This is a genomic window from Pseudomonas helleri, assembly GCF_009600315.1.
GTDB lineage: Bacteria > Pseudomonadota > Gammaproteobacteria > Pseudomonadales > Pseudomonadaceae > Aquipseudomonas > Aquipseudomonas helleri_A.
This window is the reverse complement of the sequence record NZ_WIWC01000021.1, coordinates 17,114-35,653: the sequence shown is the minus strand read 5'-3', so window position 1 is coordinate 35,653 and position 18,540 is coordinate 17,114. Positions and strand designations below refer to the sequence as shown.

Annotated in this window: 16 protein-coding genes, 1 tRNA gene and 2 pseudogenes; 9 read left to right on the top strand and 10 right to left on the bottom strand. The window is 51.1% G+C overall.

Annotation, left to right across the window (positions count from 1 at the left end; translation table 11 throughout):
* Positions 1–183: 183 nt before the first annotated feature.
* Together GHN86_RS13875 and GHN86_RS23675 are read right to left on the bottom strand one after the other, a co-directional pair.
* Positions 184–4,962, bottom strand: a complete 4,779-nt coding sequence (locus GHN86_RS13875; protein WP_228389620.1) for an alpha/beta fold hydrolase — start codon at positions 4,960–4,962, stop codon at positions 184–186.
* 679 nt (positions 4,963–5,641) lie between these two features.
* Complete coding sequence (locus GHN86_RS23675) at positions 5,642–6,283, bottom strand: GIY-YIG nuclease family protein (protein ID WP_153386751.1); 642 nt, start codon at positions 6,281–6,283, stop codon at positions 5,642–5,644.
* Between the two features lie 387 nt (positions 6,284–6,670).
* On the opposite strand from GHN86_RS23675, the gene GHN86_RS13865 reads away from it, so the two are divergent.
* A tRNA-Cys gene (locus GHN86_RS13865) sits at positions 6,671–6,787 on the top strand.
* 797 nt (positions 6,788–7,584) lie between these two features.
* Positions 7,585–8,316, top strand: coding sequence for a hypothetical protein (locus GHN86_RS13860; protein ID WP_153378873.1), 732 nt, complete (start codon positions 7,585–7,587; stop codon positions 8,314–8,316).
* Between the two features lie 131 nt (positions 8,317–8,447).
* On the opposite strand, the pseudogene GHN86_RS13855 reads toward GHN86_RS13860, so the two are convergent.
* The 5 genes and pseudogenes from GHN86_RS13855 to GHN86_RS13835 all read right to left on the bottom strand — a co-directional run bounded on the left by GHN86_RS13855 (position 8,448) and on the right by GHN86_RS13835 (position 11,150).
* Positions 8,448–9,511 (bottom strand): annotated as a pseudogene (locus GHN86_RS13855) (tyrosine-type recombinase/integrase).
* Between the two features lies 1 nt (position 9,512).
* The gene (locus tag GHN86_RS13850) at positions 9,513–9,749 is read right to left on the bottom strand and encodes a DUF4224 domain-containing protein (protein ID WP_153378872.1); all 237 of its coding nucleotides are present in this window, start codon (positions 9,747–9,749) and stop codon (positions 9,513–9,515) included.
* 7 nt (positions 9,750–9,756) lie between these two features.
* Positions 9,757–10,032 (bottom strand): annotated as a pseudogene (locus GHN86_RS13845) (pyocin activator PrtN family protein).
* 318 nt (positions 10,033–10,350) lie between these two features.
* Positions 10,351–10,863 carry a S24 family peptidase gene (locus tag GHN86_RS13840; protein ID WP_153378871.1) on the bottom strand — a complete coding sequence of 171 codons (513 nt, stop codon included), beginning with the start codon at positions 10,861–10,863 and terminating at the stop codon, positions 10,351–10,353.
* The gene (locus tag GHN86_RS13835) at positions 10,797–11,150 is read right to left on the bottom strand and encodes a hypothetical protein (protein ID WP_153378870.1); all 354 of its coding nucleotides are present in this window, start codon (positions 11,148–11,150) and stop codon (positions 10,797–10,799) included. The genes GHN86_RS13840 and GHN86_RS13835 overlap by 67 nt, the downstream gene beginning before the upstream one ends.
* A 110-nt stretch (positions 11,151–11,260) precedes the next feature.
* On the opposite strand from GHN86_RS13835, the gene GHN86_RS13830 reads away from it, so the two are divergent.
* Entirely contained in the window at positions 11,261–11,470 is a 210-nt protein-coding gene (locus GHN86_RS13830) for a Cro/CI family transcriptional regulator (protein WP_153378869.1), read from the top strand.
* Positions 11,471–11,527: 57 nt separating this feature from the next.
* Here GHN86_RS13830 and GHN86_RS13825 read toward each other — a convergent pair whose 3' ends face one another.
* Both GHN86_RS13825 and GHN86_RS13820 read right to left on the bottom strand, forming a co-directional pair.
* Positions 11,528–11,896, bottom strand: a complete 369-nt coding sequence (locus tag GHN86_RS13825) for a BrnA antitoxin family protein (RefSeq protein ID WP_153386749.1) — start codon at positions 11,894–11,896, stop codon at positions 11,528–11,530.
* A 3-nt stretch (positions 11,897–11,899) separates the two neighbouring features.
* Positions 11,900–12,181, bottom strand: coding sequence for a BrnT family toxin (locus tag GHN86_RS13820; RefSeq protein ID WP_153378867.1), 282 nt, complete (start codon positions 12,179–12,181; stop codon positions 11,900–11,902).
* 64 nt (positions 12,182–12,245) lie between these two features.
* Here GHN86_RS13820 and GHN86_RS13815 point away from each other — a divergent pair, with 64 nt between their 5' ends.
* From GHN86_RS13815 to GHN86_RS13790, 6 genes are all read left to right on the top strand, one after another.
* Positions 12,246–13,358 carry a bifunctional DNA primase/polymerase gene (locus GHN86_RS13815; protein ID WP_153378866.1) on the top strand — a complete coding sequence of 371 codons (1,113 nt, stop codon included), beginning with the start codon at positions 12,246–12,248 and terminating at the stop codon, positions 13,356–13,358.
* A gap of 307 nt (positions 13,359–13,665) precedes the next feature.
* A complete protein-coding gene (locus GHN86_RS13810) occupies positions 13,666–14,481 on the top strand; it encodes a virulence-associated E family protein (RefSeq protein ID WP_153378865.1) in 816 nt (271 codons plus the stop codon).
* A gap of 223 nt (positions 14,482–14,704) precedes the next feature.
* Complete coding sequence (locus GHN86_RS13805; RefSeq protein ID WP_323369302.1) at positions 14,705–15,259, top strand: nucleotidyltransferase family protein; 555 nt, start codon at positions 14,705–14,707, stop codon at positions 15,257–15,259.
* A gap of 115 nt (positions 15,260–15,374) precedes the next feature.
* A complete protein-coding gene (locus GHN86_RS13800; protein ID WP_153378864.1) occupies positions 15,375–15,545 on the top strand; it encodes a YhfG family protein in 171 nt (56 codons plus the stop codon).
* The gene (locus GHN86_RS13795; RefSeq protein ID WP_323369306.1) at positions 15,545–16,144 is read left to right on the top strand and encodes a Fic/DOC family protein; all 600 of its coding nucleotides are present in this window, start codon (positions 15,545–15,547) and stop codon (positions 16,142–16,144) included. The genes GHN86_RS13800 and GHN86_RS13795 overlap by 1 nt, the downstream gene beginning before the upstream one ends.
* A gap of 607 nt (positions 16,145–16,751) precedes the next feature.
* Complete coding sequence (locus tag GHN86_RS13790; protein WP_153378863.1) at positions 16,752–17,270, top strand: cysteine hydrolase family protein; 519 nt, start codon at positions 16,752–16,754, stop codon at positions 17,268–17,270.
* A gap of 275 nt (positions 17,271–17,545) precedes the next feature.
* Here GHN86_RS13790 and cynR read toward each other — a convergent pair whose 3' ends face one another.
* Positions 17,546–18,445: a transcriptional regulator CynR gene (gene cynR, locus GHN86_RS13785; protein WP_153386747.1), complete on the bottom strand. Its 900-nt coding sequence runs from the start codon at positions 18,443–18,445 to the stop codon at positions 17,546–17,548.
* Between the last annotated feature and the right edge of the window lie 95 nt (positions 18,446–18,540).

The window sequence follows — 18,540 nt, the reverse complement described above, 5'->3', positions numbered from 1 at the left end:
AGGTTTCGAAGCACACATGCTTGGGTTGATGCAGCAAAGCAACACTCGACTGATAGCTCCGTCGCGCAGGAGCCATGCGCGCTTGAAGAATCGTTCGCTATTTTTCTCGCCTTCCGGGAGTGCGCAACACCGCACTCCAATGACGCAAATTCAGCTTGGGCAGGCTCCGGCAGGAGGCAACAGTCAGGCATTCGTCGCCTTTTTCCTCAAGCGAGATATCGGCCGCCTCCTTTGGGGCTGGGGCGCCCTGCCGGCCGGCGTTCTTTTATCGAGACAGATCGACATATCCCTCGCTTGGGGAATGTTGAACTCGAGCATACGCTCGAAAAGCAGCGCACCCAGTGAACGTGCTGAATCGTCTAGGTCCTGCAGCTTCAATGCAATATCAACGATCCACTCCGTACTAAAGTACCAAGATGTAGCAATGTTGCCCATCTTTGACCCCACGACATCCAGCATCGCATTCGCCACCAGAAATATTCTCCGCGGCTCCCGCGTTACGAGTTTCGCGAGTTGCTCGGGCAGCATGTCTGCAGTGGCGGTATGGAAGATCTGTGGATGTTCAACGAAGGCATCTAGTACCTCGAAGGTGTCGGCATCAGGTAAGAACGCATCGCAGGTAAAAATAGCTGAAAGAGCTGTCAAAACTTCCGGCTCTCCACGAGCGATGATTTTCACTACGAGCGGCTGCACGGCAGGTCGAGTAATGGACTCGGCCCACAGCCGCGCCACGCTGTGGGCAAGGCCCACAGAGGCTTCACTGCCACCCTCCGCTAAGGCATACGCCATATCACGGGCCCAGCGTTCAGCCGGAAATCTGGCGTGTCTTAAGGCAATCAGTTCGCCTGCCCCTTGTCGGTGTCGATCTGGATCGACGGTAAGCTCTATCCATCGCTGCACGGTTGCAGAAGACGCCCAACGATTGGTCATGGCAAGGAAGCGGATCCAGCCGTCTGTGCATAGCAGCGTGGGTAGCTTTGAAATAATAGTTTCTACAAGGCGCTCCGCTCTGAAGTGATCACACAATCCAAGGTTTGTAAGCTCTGACTGCAGCAGCATTTCCCAAACCTGTGGTACTTCGTTTCGCTGCGCATGCTTTTCGAGAATATCCAGCCACCGATCGCTTTTTTTGGTGGAGGGGACTAGACACGCCGCTGTTAATGCGGATAACACCGGATAATTCCCTTCGGGGATCACCATCGATAAGCCTCCCCCCCACAGGACTGAGGAGCGGTTTGGCTTTTGCGGATCCTCAGGTTCGGAATCATGTACCGTAGAATCAGCGGTTAGCCACTTTTCCAGCATTGCAATCAGAGCCTCTGGAATCGGCTGATCTTCGGTTACGCTCGATTCTATGGCGAAAGCCGCGTCGCTTCTGAAGCCTGGACTTGAGAATCCTTTTTCCGCTAGCTCAAGGACGAGGGCGTGCAATTCAGCCGCCGGGATTTTTGCCGATGTAAGCTCACGCAGAATACAGGCAGCCGGAATTTCATTGACCGCGGGTTCCAGTGAACGGAGGATCCTGAGCGTCTTCGGCAAATCTACATGCGCCAGTCGCCCCAGTTCACGGCCAGCCTGAATCGCGCCACCTTGCATCTGATGGCGAGGATGATCCCAGCCGCATTCGTCAGTTAGCTCCGTGAATATCCCAAAAACATCTTCGTCGGATGCTTTCGCCATCTGTTCTGCAGTAACAGGACTGCCTATCCATTGGGCCTCACCGAAGGTGACTTCCCGAGGGCTTTGACTAGGAAATGCCCGATTTTCTTCCTCGATCAATTTCTGAATTGCAGGCGTGAGCCGCCGCGCGGGTAGTGCTCGGAGTAGCCTAAGACGATGTTGTCGGTTCCAAATGGTCCGCTGCTGACGGATCGATACCGGCTCCGTAATTGCGCCACTCACTGGCATGGACCAGTGTTTGAGTATTTCTTCAAGGCGTAGGTAATGCTGATCATCTAATTGGGGAGCTATCGCTTGGATGAGAGCAATACTGTCGTGATGCACATCGGAATATGGCCCTAACATCAAGCGTCGTGGATCGTCGCTGATGTAGTGCAAGATGCGCGTGGGCCATGTTCGTCCTGCCACAGCCCGTCCGAGGGCCAGGAGACGATGAACTAGCAGACTTTCCGAAGAGGAATAGGAGTCAGCAAAATCAAGAAATTTGGCAGCATCCAGCGTGGCCCATTTTTCCAATGCCAAAAAAATCGAGGCTAATAGTGGAGGGCAGTGCGAGGCGCCCTCACCCATCTGACGAATTGATAATCCCCGACTGTCACGATACCCGCCGCCCGAGCCGGTCGCCTTCGACGAAGTAACCTGAAAGCATTCGACCAGCAGAGGCCAAATTTCTTCGCAGAAGGGTTGGGGGGCAGCTTCCGCAACCGCTTCTATCTCATGAAGGTAATTGCTTTGAATGATGTTTCTGATCACATCAATCATTTTCTCGACAGCGTTCGGCGTACGCGAAGAGGGGCTTTCGATAGATTTCGCGTGCTCGATGGCTCTGTTCAACCATGCCCTTAACAATTTGGGCGCTTCAGTGGGGTGATCTATACTGACCAGATTGGTTGTACTGGCGATCGTCCACTCGGAGAGTGGCGTACGGTTAGCAATGGTCGTCAAACCATCGAGCCAGAGCCCTGGCATAGGCGATACGTCATTCCAAGCGAGTACCTGCCAACTTAAAATGTCTAATTCAGGGGCCGGCAGCCAGAAGCGGTGGATGAAACTGACAACTGCTGACGCATTAAACTGAAGCGCTTGGGTCAGCAAGGGAACCAAGGCTTGCGCTCTGACCTCGCCTTGCGCCATCCATTTAGGAATCGCAGACGTACTCAGCGCGTCAAACCATCCCGGGCTGCCCACCATCGCGCTTATAAATCTGGGAAACAGCCAAGTATCCTCGATGCACGCTTCGACAAGCGTACGTTCTTTACTGAGCAACTCGGTTTGCTTACCCAGAAACTCGATCAGCAACATTCTCAGGTGCGGGCGCAGCTCAGCCTCCCAGAGCTTCTCGAGTTCTTTTTCGTAGTCCAGCGGCGCGGCGCTTCGGAAGTAACTCAGCGCGTGCCATACCTGTGGGCGAATGCGCAGGGTGCTTTGGTTTTGCAATACAGTGTCTGTCAGGCTGCCACTATCTTCCAAAAACATTCTGGCGCGCACGAATTCATAAAGGGTCTGGTGCCTGAACTCTACGCGGCCTGAGTCGATACGCAGCAACCCCATTGCGCTCAACTGCTTAATTACCATGTAATGCTCTTCTACGATCGCGAGCGGTAAGCCTAGTACCTCGCGCTCAGCCATGTTCTTGGCTAGCACCCTGAGCGTTTTACGTTTGGCATCAGTCGGGTCACTTAAAACGTACTTCTCCCACTGTGCTTCCTGTAAGCCATGAAAACTGGTTAAGGCCCCCAATTCGGTATGTTCTCGAAGTAATGACAAGTACACGACCAGTGCATGGGGTGATCGGAGTATCTGTTTAAGCTCCGGATTCCAAACGTCAGCGTGTAAGCCATGTGCTTGAAGGACTGGGAGCACATCACCCCATTCGGGCAGCTCCAAATTCACGATTTGAGCACTGAGATTTCTCAGTGCCGGATCATGCTTTTGCTCGAATGTCCGGCAGGAGATAACCGTTCTGATGCCCGGAATGGAGGCAAGATCGTTCACAAAATCCAGCAATACCCGCAGGCGCGCTGACTGCTGCACTATAAGCTCCGCAAGGGCATCAATTTGGTCGATTACAACCAGAACAGGCCCACGGGCCGCCGCTGTCTGGAGAATGGCGATGCTGTCCCCGCCGAGGTCCAGGTACCCGTTGAGGTCTTGCCGGTCACGAACCTCTTCAGGAAGACGGTCAGCTTTTATAGCTAACACTGACCATCCCGTTTGGCGTTTTTCTTCAGCGAGCTTTACAAGTAGCGAGGATTTACCGCTGCCTGGCTCGCCTAAGATAAAAAAAGTGTGCTCATCCCCCCCGTTTAAATCTAGCGAAAGGGGCTCTAGCTCCATGCGCTGTATCCAAGTGCCGTCAAGAAGCGTGCTGGGCCAGTTGAGCATCTGAGTGGATGCATTGCTGAGTTTTCTGGCAATCTCTTCCGCAGAAGGCAAAACCGGCTCTCGCGTTGCTAAGGGTGTCGTCAGCCCCTGCCCCGGTGGAAAGCCACCGCTCTGCGCTATTCGCTTGATAATTTCTACTAACGCCTTGTGGGCCAACACTGTTCTCGATCTTGGCTTGGCAATCTCTAAATGATCGCCTTCGATTCCGGTTGGTACCACTCCCTCAATGCCCGGATCGCTGCTGTGGCGGTCCACAATAATGAAGCTTTTACCCAGAGGTATGCCGAGGATTCTAATTCCTTTAAAAAGCTTCTTGGTTTCGAAAAATACCCTGACTTGGAATTTGCGACGGGCTTGTTGGTGGCGAAACTGCCCGTTCAGGGTTTTGAGCCAAGCGTCATCGGTCTGCATGTTCCCAACCTGCGGGTTCGGCCGAACAAGGATCCGCAGCACATCTGCAAGATTGGCTAAGTTCGCCCCTTGATGCGGAGTTCCAATGAAAACGACACCTTCAATGGTATTGAGAACTTGAGCATGGGACGGGTCTCCAAGTGATTCCGCCTGTGTCATTCCAGACTTGATCACCAACCCTCCTAGGCTGTGGCCAACAAGGACAGTGCGTGCGCCACTCAGGCTTTCCTCTGCCTGCAGCGCTGACACCAATGCGACCCCTTGGTCCGCCAAATGCATAGCCGTATCGACCCACTTTGTGGGCGCCGCGCCGTAGCCAGCGATCCACACGTGGCAGTCGGTATCCTCACCAATCCAGGTGGGCCATAGAGTCGTATGATCAGTGGCATTGTGCATCCACGTCTCGCGTGGGTGACCGCCCAGTCCGTGTACGAAAACGACATTCAGTGCCCCTGGCTCTGGGGCAGAGTGCACACGGGTCAACATAACCATAGATATTTCTCAAAATTTTTGCCAAGGGGTAGTGAAAAGAGGCCGTAATCTGCGACTCGCGTAGGAACACCACGCAGTTTATCAATGGTCGAGGCACAACGTTTTAGAAAAAGTGGTGGCGTATCCTCTAGGTAACAGGCTTGCGTGACCGTGCTCTCACGTCGACGCTGCCGAGGTATTAAGCCCTTTAGTGGAGTTCCAGCCGCTCAATGGCTTGGTCCACCCGGATCAGTAGCAGAAGGAACAGCATAGTCGTCGCGCTTTACCTAGGTTAATTAGGCTTGTACCTAACTGTGGCCCTAGTGGACCTAAGTCCGTGATGAGAGGAGAACAACCACCGTACGCTAGCGGCAACTCGCCAGCGGCTGTTGAAACCTTCCTGCTGAGCAGCATGGCTGACATCATGACGGTGGGCGTCCGGCTTAGTGGGCGTCCAGCACGAGTCGCGCTAGCTAGTGCACCTATGCAGCAAAGACTGTGAGCGAGGTGTCGTAGATCGCCACAGGGAATCTACGGCAGTGCGACGCAACTGACTGCTATCGACTCGGTATACAACATCTGACACTGGGATAGATAGTTGCTGGTCGTAGATGACCGCTATTGGCCGAAAACTGTCAGTCAATGTAGGGAAAACAACCCTGTACCATTGCTTAATTCGCTGCACCATACTGGCTCACGCTTCCTCAATTTTTCGGTGAATCGCGATTAGGTCAGGAAGGAATTTCAGACAATTCCCTGTAAAAAATTCTCGGGACTTATTGATCCGATATTTATCAAACAAACAGTGCAAAGCCTGCTCTAGCTTTGAATAGTTTGTAGTTTCAAGCTGGCTTAAAATCGTGAAGCGAAAAGGTACCCCCGTCGTATAGAGCTGAGTAATGCGCTTGTCGACTGACCCAGTGGTTATTCCAATCTTTACAATTTCGACTTGCTCAGCGGTATAGAGGCCGGTGGAGAGCACGTACAGCGTCCCGATATCCGCCTCTAGCTTGGCAAGGTCCTCCCCCTCAATAAAATCATCAGCCCTGGTTTCCACTGAGGTGGCGTCTGCCAAGAGAGTCATTAGGTGAGGCTTACGACTTTTATCTGCCGCGATGTCTGAGGCGCCTCTGCAGGCTAAGTAAATTCGGGCAAGAACAGCATGGTCAACATCTTTGTAGTTACCTGCAGCGACGTTTTTCAAATGGCTTGGCGTGCCAACGTACTGCGGGTATCCGATCTTCACGAACTCTCGGATCTGCTGGGGTGTCAGTCCCTCAGGATGCGGCCGAAGAATCTCCCGTACCACATCGGTGAAGCTTAGTTCGCCCTGCATACTCAATCCTAGAAAATGCTGATTTACGTTGATGGTACCAGCGGATCAACGAATGAAACATAACTCACGCACATCGCAAAAAAACGCTTTTCTTCACAGCTCGGACGACTCCTGTTGGCCGATTTCTGACGATCATGAACCGCTGTCCAGGCCGGCGGATAACAAACTTTGATAAGGCCGTTAATTAGGGCAATCTTAGGGCAAATGTGAGGCCTCATCAGGCCGGTATAGGCTTTAGATAGTGCACCAAATACTCCGCATTCACGGCCTGTAGCGGCGCGGGATGCACGCAGAAAACGTTCAAATCCCTATCCTCAGGCATCCGGGTGATAAGGTGTAAATCAGTTCCGCATCCAAAAACGCAACCCATGATTTATCTGAGGTGCAGGCGAATAGATCAACAGTGTTTGCGGAATCGAATGTAATATAACCTTATGATTTATAAGCAAAAAATAGTGGATTGCAAATCCGCCCACGCCGGTTCGATTCCGGCTTCGGCCTCCACATTCGAAAGCCCCGTAGATCAAGGTCTACGGGGTTTTTTTGTGCCTGCGAAAATGGGGGGATGTGTTCCGCATTTTTTTGAGGTGTTCCGCATGTAGGTATCGAAGGCGGGAAGTCAAATGGGGTGGGATGGTATTTCTGGCGGCGAAAACTGAATTTCTCTTTTATTTTGCGAGCGCAAAATTACTACTCAGTGATTTTTTTAAAGCTCATAGTCAGGATATTTTCTGGACATGGAGGCATTTGGCCATCTAAAATATGACGGTTCAGGTGTGCTAGGTATATTGTATTTAGAAAATTCTTTGAAGATTATTTTGATGTTTGATGCGGGAGATAACAGTTGGTCTGATTACTGTTGAATTCCTTAAGAAATAGTTAACGCTGGGCGATAATAATTATGACACCCGCAACTTATGCGGCGATACTGCCATTGTTGTTGATACTTGCTTCATTCATGCTTAAATTGTTGGTTGGTAAGTCTATAAAAGAGATAGAGCTACTAAAGTGTGTCGTAGAGCTCCCTGTAGACATATCAGTTTTTTGTGTTTCGACAATCATTAGTTTGATTATAACGATAAAGACAGGAGAGGTTGTTGCGTCTACACTTGCTTTCTTGTTTGGTGCTTTCATATTAAAAGTTTTTTCTATTTCGTTGTGGCGGTACTGTCTCTCAGCACTGGATGGGAAGCCAGAAAGTGCTAAAGGGGTCGCTAAGATATATTGCACAACAGTGTTTAATCTGACGCTGACTAGCTTTATGGGATATTATTCTGTGATGTTGTTGCTGGGAGAGACTCATGCACCTTGAGTATATGTCTGATGCATTTTATTTTGCAGGTGTTGTAGCTTTCGTGCTTTCTTTTCCGCTTGTATATTTGCTGGTTAAAGTTAAGCGATCTAAGACAAAGTATAATCATGCTCTTGGGAAGGTTGAGCTGGGAGCTGTGAGGTCCTCTCTAGAGGGGAGTATTTATAAAATAAATGAAAAGTTCCAGAAGGATCATGCAGGTTGGCAAGAGTTAAATCATTTAGTCGTTGATGGTGGAGATGCTGACATTAAGCACTCTGGAACTGCTGAAAATAATTACGGTGTAGATCAATTCAGATTTATAAAAAATATCGGTATAGACTTTCAAGCTATTCAAGAAAAAGATGATAAGGTATTTCTGATAACCCCATTCCATGATGCTTACAAGGATGAGCATTTGGCTATTAAAGAAGCCTGCGGTATGCTTGGGTTGGCTTGCGTGAGAGGGGATGAAGTTTTTAAAGAGGGGAATATTCTTAAGCATATTGTAGAGCAAATATTATCTGCAAGATATGTGATAGCCAACCTGAATGGACGAAATCCGAACGTTTATTATGAAGTAGGTATTGCTCAGTGCCTTGGAAAGGCTGTTGTATTGGTTTCATCAGGCTTCGAAGAAATTCCCTTTGATTTGCAGAGTCAGCGTATATTGACTTTTGTTGATTTGAAAGAGCTCAAGGCAAAACTATATGTAAAGCTTTTCCAACTTAATAGAGGCTAGTTTCAGGGTTTGCTATGCGAGGCAACTGATATATTTGTGTCACCAATCACTTAATTATGGAGCTGGCATTTTTAATGCTGGCTTCCACTTTGTGTGGTCGTGTTTTCTTGTGAAGGTGATTTGTTGGTTTTTTATTGGGTGGGTCGTACAACCTCCCCAATCCGCCGATATACTTTGCGAGTTATTTCTTCTTTGGAATGCCCCAACAGTCGGCTGGCATGTTCTAACCCAATCTCACTGGCGGCTTTAGGCCGAATATCCCTGAATTGAAACTGTCGAATACTTGCTGCCAGTTCATGATTGTCATCAGCAACGGCTTGTTTAGCCGCTTTTAAACGAGCCTCGTCCCAGCGGTTGCGCAACATTTGTGAACACATGCGTAACCCTCCGGAATTTGTGATCAGTCGGGAGTTCCGAATTCCGTTCAGCATCCGGCGCTCCATCAGATCATCTATAAACATACTCAGCTTGGTTTCCATCCCTTCATACCGAAGTGATATGCGCAGACGATTCTGGGTTTTCCCCTGACCCACCAGCAAGAAATCATCAGTCAGGTCGTGAATGGATATCTTCAGCACATCCGCCGGGCGCTGGCCCGTGAGGTAAGCGAGCTGCATGGCATCTTCAACTCTTGGGTAGCATGCATATACACAGCGTCCCAGATCTGACTGTCAGCATAAAAATCGCGGGGCGTTTCTTTGTTGCGCCGCACACCGGCGCATGGATTGGTCTTTTCAGTCAGCCCCCATTCCCGTGCAATGGTGAAAACATGAGAGAGCAGGGCAATTTCGCGATTTGCTCTCACCTTTGCAGTCCGGGCATCCCGGTATTGAGCAACGATCTAAGGGGTGATTGCATCTATGGGGGCCTTGTCAAAGCACTTGCGCAGTTGTTTGAGCTCTTTGAGGTTGTCTTGCTGAGTGCGAGGTTTTTTGCCGGGGATGATCCTTTCCTCGTAGCGGTCAAAAACCTCACCCATATTCCGCGCAATAATCGGTGGATTCTTGTATTCAAATTTGGCCCACTTTAGCTTGGCTTCATTGAGGTCTGACCCTAGTGGGATCTCTTTTCTTTTGCCTTGCTCATCTCTGCCATCGTAGTAATAGCCGATCCAAGGTTGCCCGTTCTTTCGTTTGCGCGTGCGACGGATCATGCGTGAGGGTAGATCGCGGTTAGCTGGAGTCTTGAAGGCCATGTCAGCTGATCTTTGAGAGGTCTAGAGTCCAGGTCTGCACTATTGCATTGGCCCCGGTGGGTTTGACGCCAGCAAGTTTCAATCGCGCATAAACCCGGCCAACAACTGGCCGTCGAGCACCATTCAATTCGTAATGCCAGCCATGCTTTTCCAGCCAGTTTATTTGCGAGCGGGCCAGCTTGAAGACCGTAATGGCACTGATCTCGTCTTCTGCGAGAATTTCGCTTTGGATATCCATGGTTTTATCATCGTGGATTGGAAGTGGGCACGTTTGCTGTCTCTCCATGACCGGTCGGGACCAGGGAGTCCAGGTAGTCAGCAAGGTCGTTGAGGTAAATCACGCGCTCAGCCCTGATCGAATCATGCAGTCGCGTGCAGCGCATCTTGATATGGCCGCTGCTGATCTCTTGCAGCAGATATCGGTCAGTTTTTATATGCGCAAAATACCGCTCGCGAACTGCCGTTAGCGTAGGGCAGGGGGTGCTCCATTCCCGGCGGAGTTAATCCAGTGTCGAGGTCATGGCTGCCTCCACATATGGTTTACAGGGCTACCGTTACGCAGCATCGCCACCCCATGGGGCTGCGCGGTTGAGGATTTTTGGCTGTGGCTGTCTTTCTGCCCTTGATGAGCAAAAAGCGACCGGTGTACTTTTGAATCGATTCGATAAGATATCGATCCACTACCGCTGGATGCAGATAGAGAAGGCATTCAGGGGGCTGTGTTGTTTTCATTGTTAGCCCTCCCTGCTTGAGGTTGCAGGATTTAAATCTAAAATTAGTATCGCTGTTTCTGAAATTCAATAAACATGGCGCGATTTATATAGACAGGCGACGAGTGGCTATATTAGCCCGCCATACCAAAATACTTTGCCCAGTACTTTGATGTGATCCTTGATGTAAGCCGCACTCAAACGTTCGTCCGGGTAGTCATTCGTGTTGTAACACCGCAGTCGTAAGCCATGGTTGGCGAGTTTAAATAATAAACGAACTACAATTTGTCCGTCGTTGTCCAGTGCATAGATTTGGCCTTCTTCAATGGGAGCGGGGAGGATGTGCAAAACAGCAATGCATCCATGGCGCAATACCGGGTCCATGCTGTTTCCTTCGACCACCAGGACACGGGCATCTTCAGGCTTGATATTCTTGAGCGCCAGAATCTGTTTACTGAAAGGAAAGCGATAGCCGTTCCCCCCTGATTTCACCTCAGTCCCCCTGCCATCCCTGCGCTCTACCTCGGATAAAGACTCCAGCCCGACCTCATCTTCGCCAAGCGGGCGATCATCGTCTATGACCTCAACAGGGTGGAGCCCAAAAGAGTGGCCAAACGACAAGTAAGGCGTTGAAGTGCGCATAGTAGACGCTCAGTGGGAACTTCTAAATCTTCAAATGGATAGATTTTTAATAATCGCTCACTGACTTCCGCCGGTTTGAATTGCAGTGCCTTTGAAAACTTCAGAAGTGCAGTAAGGTTGAGTGGGATTTTTCCTGTCATGTACTGGCTGACAACACTTTGGCCTGCCCAGTCGCACACTTCGGCAATCCTGGCTTGATTTAGGGTGGGGTCGAGTTTCTTTCTTTGCTTGTAGATGGCTTTTAAACGGGCTGCTTCTTCTACGAGGTCGTCTTTTTGTTTAGTCATGCTGCCAACAATATAAGAGTCTCTTATTTGTTTCGACGTTTTACATTTTCACTTGAGATAAAACAAGTAGAGCTAATTTTTGAGTGTTTTTCATCTGATGGTAATCAGCCATGGCAGACGAAATGGGTGTCCCGTTGCGGGATTTTGCTAAAGGCCGCACTCAGCCGGAGCTTGGGCGCTTACTAGGTATTACCCAAAGCGCCGTATCGCAGATGCTCCATTCTGAGCGCGATGTACGAATCAGAATTGATGCCCAAGGACGGTGTTCGGCAATCGAGATTCGTCCAATTGGCAGCCGTGCAAAGAAAGCGGCGGCCTAGGGCTGCATCATGCAAAGCTTATACGTTTGTGCAGGATGTCAAAGCAGGTTAGTGCCCTCACTGACCTGCTTTGGTTTTGTGTGTATCAGGCGTTTCCCTACCCAAGACACGCTTCAGCTCACTGGCTACGGCCATGAGTTGTTTCTCCAGGGCCTGTACCTCCGATGTACTGATGCCTTCATTGATGACCTCAAGCACCTTCGTGCGATCTTCGGCAATGGCCCTATGGCTATGCGTGATCTTGGGCAGCAAATACTGACGCAGGATGTTGTTGATCATCGTTTGATAACCCATCCCGGCACTTTCGGCCATTTCTCTGGCTACCTGAATCACCGCGTCATCCAGCATGATGGTGATCCGGGTTTTGCCTTTGGTATTGGCAACAGCCCCGCGTTTGGCCGCTCTGAAGTCATATTCGTCTTTCATGGTTTAACCCTCCAGATAGTGGCGGCACTCGGCTTTGGATGCGAGGCGAGCGCTGATGATGCGTATGAAGTTTGGATCCCGGTAGGTATAGGCAACCACCAGAATCTGTCCGGTTGCGCTTTTTCCCATGGTGACCCAGCTATCCTCATCATGGTCCCGATCCTGAATAGTCAGAGCTGCGTCGTCATAAAATACCGCTTCAGCGTCAGCCAGGCTTACGCCCTTGTTCTTCTTCTTGTTCGCGGCATTTTTAGCTTCGTCGTATTGAATCCTGAATGTTTTCATTATGCATATTTCATATGTATAAAAAAGTGGATTGATGAGCCGCTTGTCTGTGAGGAAAGAACGAATGGCTGAGTTATCCTCACTGGCTGATTGGGCCAGGAAGTACATCGAAGTGTCCGGTTTGGCCCTGGTCCCGATTGAGCCCGGACAGAAGGCGCCTAAAGGCAATGCCTGGAATAAACCCGGTGGATTTTTCCGTGACGCTGAACTGGCGGCTGCTTTCTGGGGTGAGCACCCGACGCACAATCTGGGTGTTGTCTTGGGCGAGAGCCGGCTCTGCTCACTGGATGTTGATGACGCACAATGGACCCGCCATATCCTCCGAGAACTTCTGGGGCTTGAGCTTGAAGGGATGGCTGATAAATTTCCGTGCGTAATAGGTAATCCGGCGCGTATGAGAATTCTCTTTTTTGCGCCTGAAAATTCGACTTTGAAACGACATGCATTGACGTGGTCAAGCGCTAATGATCCTGACGGGGCGAAGTTCAAGTCGACGATTACATTACTCAAGGAGGCCAAGAGTGCAGGGGATATAGCCAGCGAACAGGTATTGAAGACTCTGGCCGACAAATACCGGCCATTTACAGTTTTTGAGTTGCGTGCAGGGCCGGTACAGGACGTTCTGCCGCCTTCCATTCACCCCCGCACAGGCAAACCCTACATCTGGAAAACGCCACCTGTAGCCGCAGGGTTTCCATTGCTTTTGCCTGAATTGCTCAGTGCGTGGCAAAACTGGGATCTGTTCAAGCGCGATGCCGAAGCCTTGTGCCCGTGGGCGATAAAGGCCAAACCTTCTCCCAAGACCAGAGCATCCCGAGTTGAAGGCGCAAGCCCCTCGGTGATCGAGCAGTTCAACCACGCCCACAATGTCGAGTCATTGCTCAGCTCCCACGGTTACACCCAACACGGCCAACGCTGGCTATGCCCGCAAAGCAGCACGGGATTGCCCGCCGTTTCAGTGACTGATGGCAAGGTGTATTCCCATCACGGTGCCGACCCGCTGGCCAATGGTCATCAGAATGATGCCTTTGCCGTCTATTGCCTGCTGGAACATGGCGGCGATGTGTCGAAAGCCGTTAAGGCTGCTGCCCGGTTGCTTGGGCTTAACGAAAAGCCAGCCACCAAAACCCGCACGCCGAGCAAGCCACTCAAGCCCGTTCCTGGAACCCGCCACTGACTGGAAATCCTGCCTGCGCCGCACGGAGGACAATATTCTGCGTGCCGAACTGACCAACGCTTATCTGATCCTCAAGCACGCGCCTGAATGGCAAGGCGTGCTGGCTTTTAATGAGTTCTCCAGCCGGATTGAAAAACTCAAAGAGCCATGGTTTTCGGCGGCGAGGTGGGTCGTGGCTGGATGTAGATGCGAGCAAAACTCTGGTGTGGTTGCAGATGGTCTGGAGTTTGCGCCTGCGAAGCAGTCTGGTGGCTGAAGAGGCTGCAAGACTGGTGGCTTGGGATGCCCGTTTTCATCCCGTGCGCGAATGGCTCGAACGCCTGCCGCCCTGGGATGGGCAGCCTCGCTTATCAAATCTTTTGCCCACGGTGTCGGTATCGATGAGAACGAGTACACCATGCACATCGGTCAATCGTTGTTGGTGTCCTCAGTGGCGCGAGTGTTCACGCCGGGCTGCAAAGTCGATGAAATGGTGGTGCTGGAAGGCGGGCAGGGGCTAGGCAAATCGACCTGTATTGCCGAGTTGTTCGGTTTTGACTGGTATCTGGAAACCAGCGAACCGCCGACCACCAAGGACTTTTATGTGACGATGCAGGGCCATACCGTGGTTGAAATTGGCGAAATGCAGAGTTTTTCTAAGGCTGATATCAACCAAGTAAAAATGGCCATTACCCGTCGCGATGACAAGTACCGTGCGCCCTATGAGCGGCATGGGGAAAGTCACCCGCGCCAGTGCGTATTTATCGGCACCACCAATGCCGACACCTACCTCAGCGATCCAACCGGAGCTCGACGTTTTCTGCCGGTGCTCGTCCACAAGGCCGATGTTGAGTACATCCGCCAATGGCGTAAAGAGCTATGGGCAGAAGCACTGCATCTGTACACAACCGATTTCCAGTGGTGGGACTACCCGCAGGAAATTGCCCGCGAGGAGCAGGATGCCCGATATGTGGAGGACCCATGGGAAGAAATCATCATCAACTACCTGGAAGGGCAGGCGCCACAGGCCCATTACCCGGATGGTTTATGGGGGCCCATTAATGAAGTCACGACCATGGCACTGCTAAAAAATGCTCTGCAAATGGACATCGCCAAAATGAACAAACCGGATATGCGGACGTAAAAAAAGCGCCTGCATTCGTTATGTGGGCGCCTATGCGCCTGTATGTGCTCGGGCAGTCAAACCCGTTCGCTGATTTTGCAGCGAAAGCAAATGGGTAGCGCCAGGTTATAAAAAGTGCAACAAAGGCCTGGTTAAGTTCAGCAGGGCCGCGATCTGGGGGGCTGCTTTATGCTGAATGCCTTAGCGTGGAATGCGTGCCGTATTTTGAACCCGAGGGCTTTAAGTGAAATTGACTCCTGAGCGCTTGGTCACGATAGCGATGACCAATCCGATCAACGTGCAGATTGCAGAGCGGTTGCCTTCGCTTGGGCTGAGCCAATGCATGCTCACGGCAGGCTGCTTGTTCCAGGCCGTGTGGAATCACCACTCGAATATGCCACCAGAATCAGGTGTGAAGGACTACGACATTTTTTACTTCGACACGGATCTGTCCTGGGAGGCCGAGAACGACGTTATTCTCCGTATCCATCAGCTTTTCCAGGATCTTGACGCAAAGGTTGATATCAAAAATCAGGCTCGTGTCCATCTCTGGTACGGCGAACGCTTTGGCAGGGTTTACCCTCAGCTTGATTCGGTCAAGGACGGGATTGACCGATATCTCGTTGCGGGTACCTGCATCGGCCTGGACCCAGTCACGGGTGAGGTGTATGCGCCTTATGGGTTGGATGATGTCGCAATGGGTTATTTGCGACCCAACCCCAAAAATATCCAGCCTGACTTGTTCCATCAAAAAGCTACAAGCTATCAATCGCGCTGGCCGTGGTTGCGGATCGTTTAGTCCAAAGCATATGGCTAGGTGGGTTCGGCCCACTGTTTGATGCCCATGGTTGGTCCACCTTCCGGCTAAATTGGGCTACAATCTGCCTACACACAGCTCAAGGAGGCTCAGTTCAATGGCAACCATCAGCCTTGAGGCCAAGAAAGCCTACGCAGTCAAAACGCGCCAATCCAACTACGCGGCCAGCCTTCGTCTTGAAGGGTTCAAAGTGACTATTGCAGACACCGAACGCAAGCTGCCTTCGCGTGAAGACGTACTGAAGTTTTTTGCCAAGACACGGGCGTAATTTCAGATAAGTACGGAGTCGGTCAAGATTCCTATTGTTATCCTGGCTGGACAGTTCTTTGTAATAAGCTCGATATTCGAGATGACTCAACATTAAACGATGTTGAGCAGATGCTCTCGGCCGTAGCTGCTGCAACCCTCGAGTTCAGCCCCCCACCTTATAACTTGGCTTCACTTCAAAAAATCCACCGTACTCTGTTTTTCGATCTTTATGACTGTGCCGGGGAGCTTCGGACTGTCGGCATTTCGAAGCAAGACACGCGCTTCTGTCAGCCGGATTACATGGAGAAGGAAGCAGGCAAGATTTTTAAGGGCATGGCCTCGGCAAATTGGTTTGAGGGCATGAGTCGTTCAGACCTGATCGTCGCAGTCGCGGACGCATACTCTGACCTCAACGTGGTACACCCGTTTCGTGAAGGTAACGGCCGCACGCAGCGTATCCTTTTTGAACATCTCGTGATGAACGCAGGTTTTGAAATCAGTTGGTGGGGCGTCGAAAATGACGAGTGGCTTTACGCAAATATCGCTGCTTACAACTGTGTTCTTGAGCCGTTGCAACAAGTGTTTGATAGATGCATTGGTCAACAGATTCAGGCGTGAGTCGGTGAATTGATTTTCTGTATTCTATATTTCCAAGGTAGTCATTTTTAGTTTTTAATGCGCTTCAAAACTGTTCCGCATCCAAAATTTCGACGGCTCTAGATTAGGCTTTTTAGCGTGGAGCCAATACCCGAAGCCCGCAAAAAACTCTTGTAACTGTCTGAAATCAATAATATTTTCTCGTGGCTTGCAAATCCGCCCACGCCGGTTCGATTCCGGCTTCGGCCTCCACATTCGAAAGCCCCGTAGATCAAGGTCTACGGGGTTTTTTTGTGCCTGCGATTTGAGGATCAGATTCCGTAATCTAGCTGTTTTCGGTGGGAGAATCGTCTTTTGCAGGAGAGAGTTTTATATGGCTTCACAGCTTCGGTCCGCTTGCGGCCAAAGAGGTCGGTGAGCCCAAACGTATTAAATGACTTTTTTTCTGAGCATGTTCACTTGCTAGACCGTCCCCCCAAAGTTAAGGTCAGTCTCATGAGTACGCCACGCGCGGGTCGTGGGAGGTTATGTGAGTTAAACCAGCACACAATCCCTAAAGACCCGCCAGTAATGGACCGGGTCTTTTTTTTGCCCCGGTTTTTGCTGGCACCGACGTAAGGAAACGCACATGTATGCACTTCTGATTCTCGACATGCAGGTAGGACTTGTTCACGGCCCGGACAAACCTTTGGGAGGTCCAGCACTTATCAATACCTTGAATGAGCTCATGAGGAGTGCGCAGGAATCAGGGGCGCCCATCTTTCTTGCCCGGCATATAGGTCCGGCAGGGTCTCCGATTGAGCCGGGTAGCCCGCTCACCGAGCTTGTCCAAGAGTTACAGCTAATGGGTAACGAAGTGATTTTCGAGAAAAAACGCCCCAATGCCTTCGCTCAGACTGGCCTGGCAACTCTGCTACGCGAGCGCGGGTGTGACGGCGTCGTTGTTACAGGCATGAAAACTCAATACTGCGTAGACAGTACCTGCCGTGCCGCCCGCGATTGCGGATTTGATGCCGTGCTCATCGCAAACGGACATACTTGCTCTGATACTCAAGGACTCAAAGCAGAGGCCATCGTTGCCCACCATAATGCAACGTTAGCAGGGCCATTCTGCCGAGTCGTCCAAGCCGAGGAATGGAGTTTCTAGATAACTCGCCTGATCGACCCGGCTCGGGTCGATCAGGCTTTGGCGCTTTCCTTGCCATAAACCATTAGCAGCGAGGAGCCGCCCCTCAGGGCTTGCGCTTTGGAGGCCTGGTGTTTGAGCAACATATGCAGTCCAGGTAGCTATCCCAAGTATTGGATATGAGTAAGTCCAAGCGGTCATTATTTTGATTTCAATAAAAATATGTTTTAGGACTAGCTGGGGATACGGCGGCATAGTAGGGATTACGCGCAAAATCAATGCCCTTCGTATTCCTGCTATTCCTTTGTTCTGTTCGTCAAATCACCAGCCATTTCCTTGGCTAGCGCCACAAACGCTCGGGCAGCCGAGGATTGGTATACGTTCTTACGCTGCATCAATACGGCTGTGCGCTCTAACCGATGCGGCCCTAACTCAACAGATACCAATTCTGGGTGCTCGCGCGCGATGGCGGCGGGTAGCAAGGTCGCAAGTGTGGTTCTGCGAACCACCTCAATCAACGCACCAATTACATTTGCCTCCATCGCCACCCGCGGGCGGATGCCGTGTTGGTTGCAGTAGCGGTCAATCTGCTCGCGTGTGGCGAATGCTTTACTGAGCAGAATCAGCGATTGCGCATTTAGCGTCTCCAGATCGATGGCTCGCTCCCCGGCCAATGGATGTCGACTACCAACAACCAAAGCAAGCGTTTCAACCAGCAACGGATAGGCAACGATGTCGGGCGCATGCACTTCGTCAAACGCAATCCCCACATCCAGTTCGTCCGTCAGCAACAGGTTCTCCATGTGCTCTTGAGCGAGTTCATGCACGTTCAAGGTAATGTTCGGATAACGGCTGTGAAAGGCTTCCACCAACGGCCCAACCAAATAGGTTGTGAAGGTTGGCGTCACCGCTATCCGCAGCGTTCCTCTACTCAGATCACCCACATCGTGGATGGCACGCTTGCCTTCGCGCAGTTCTTGCGCCGCCCGCAATGCGTAACGCAGGTAAACCTCCCCGGCATCGGTCAGGCGCGTTTTGCGCCCAGAACGATCAAACAACTGTGCGCCGAGGCTTTCCTCCAGTTGCCGAACCTGCTGCGACAACGCCGGTTGCGACACATGCAGTGCTGCCGCAGCACGGGTAAAGCCCTGATTTTCCGCGACCGCAAGGAAATACTGAATATGGCGCGCTAGCATGGTTTGCCTATAAGTTTATCTGATGGCTTTGATCATATATCAGACTTTTACCTTATAGCACTAGCTCCGTAACCTTTGCCTTATCGCATCGCGAA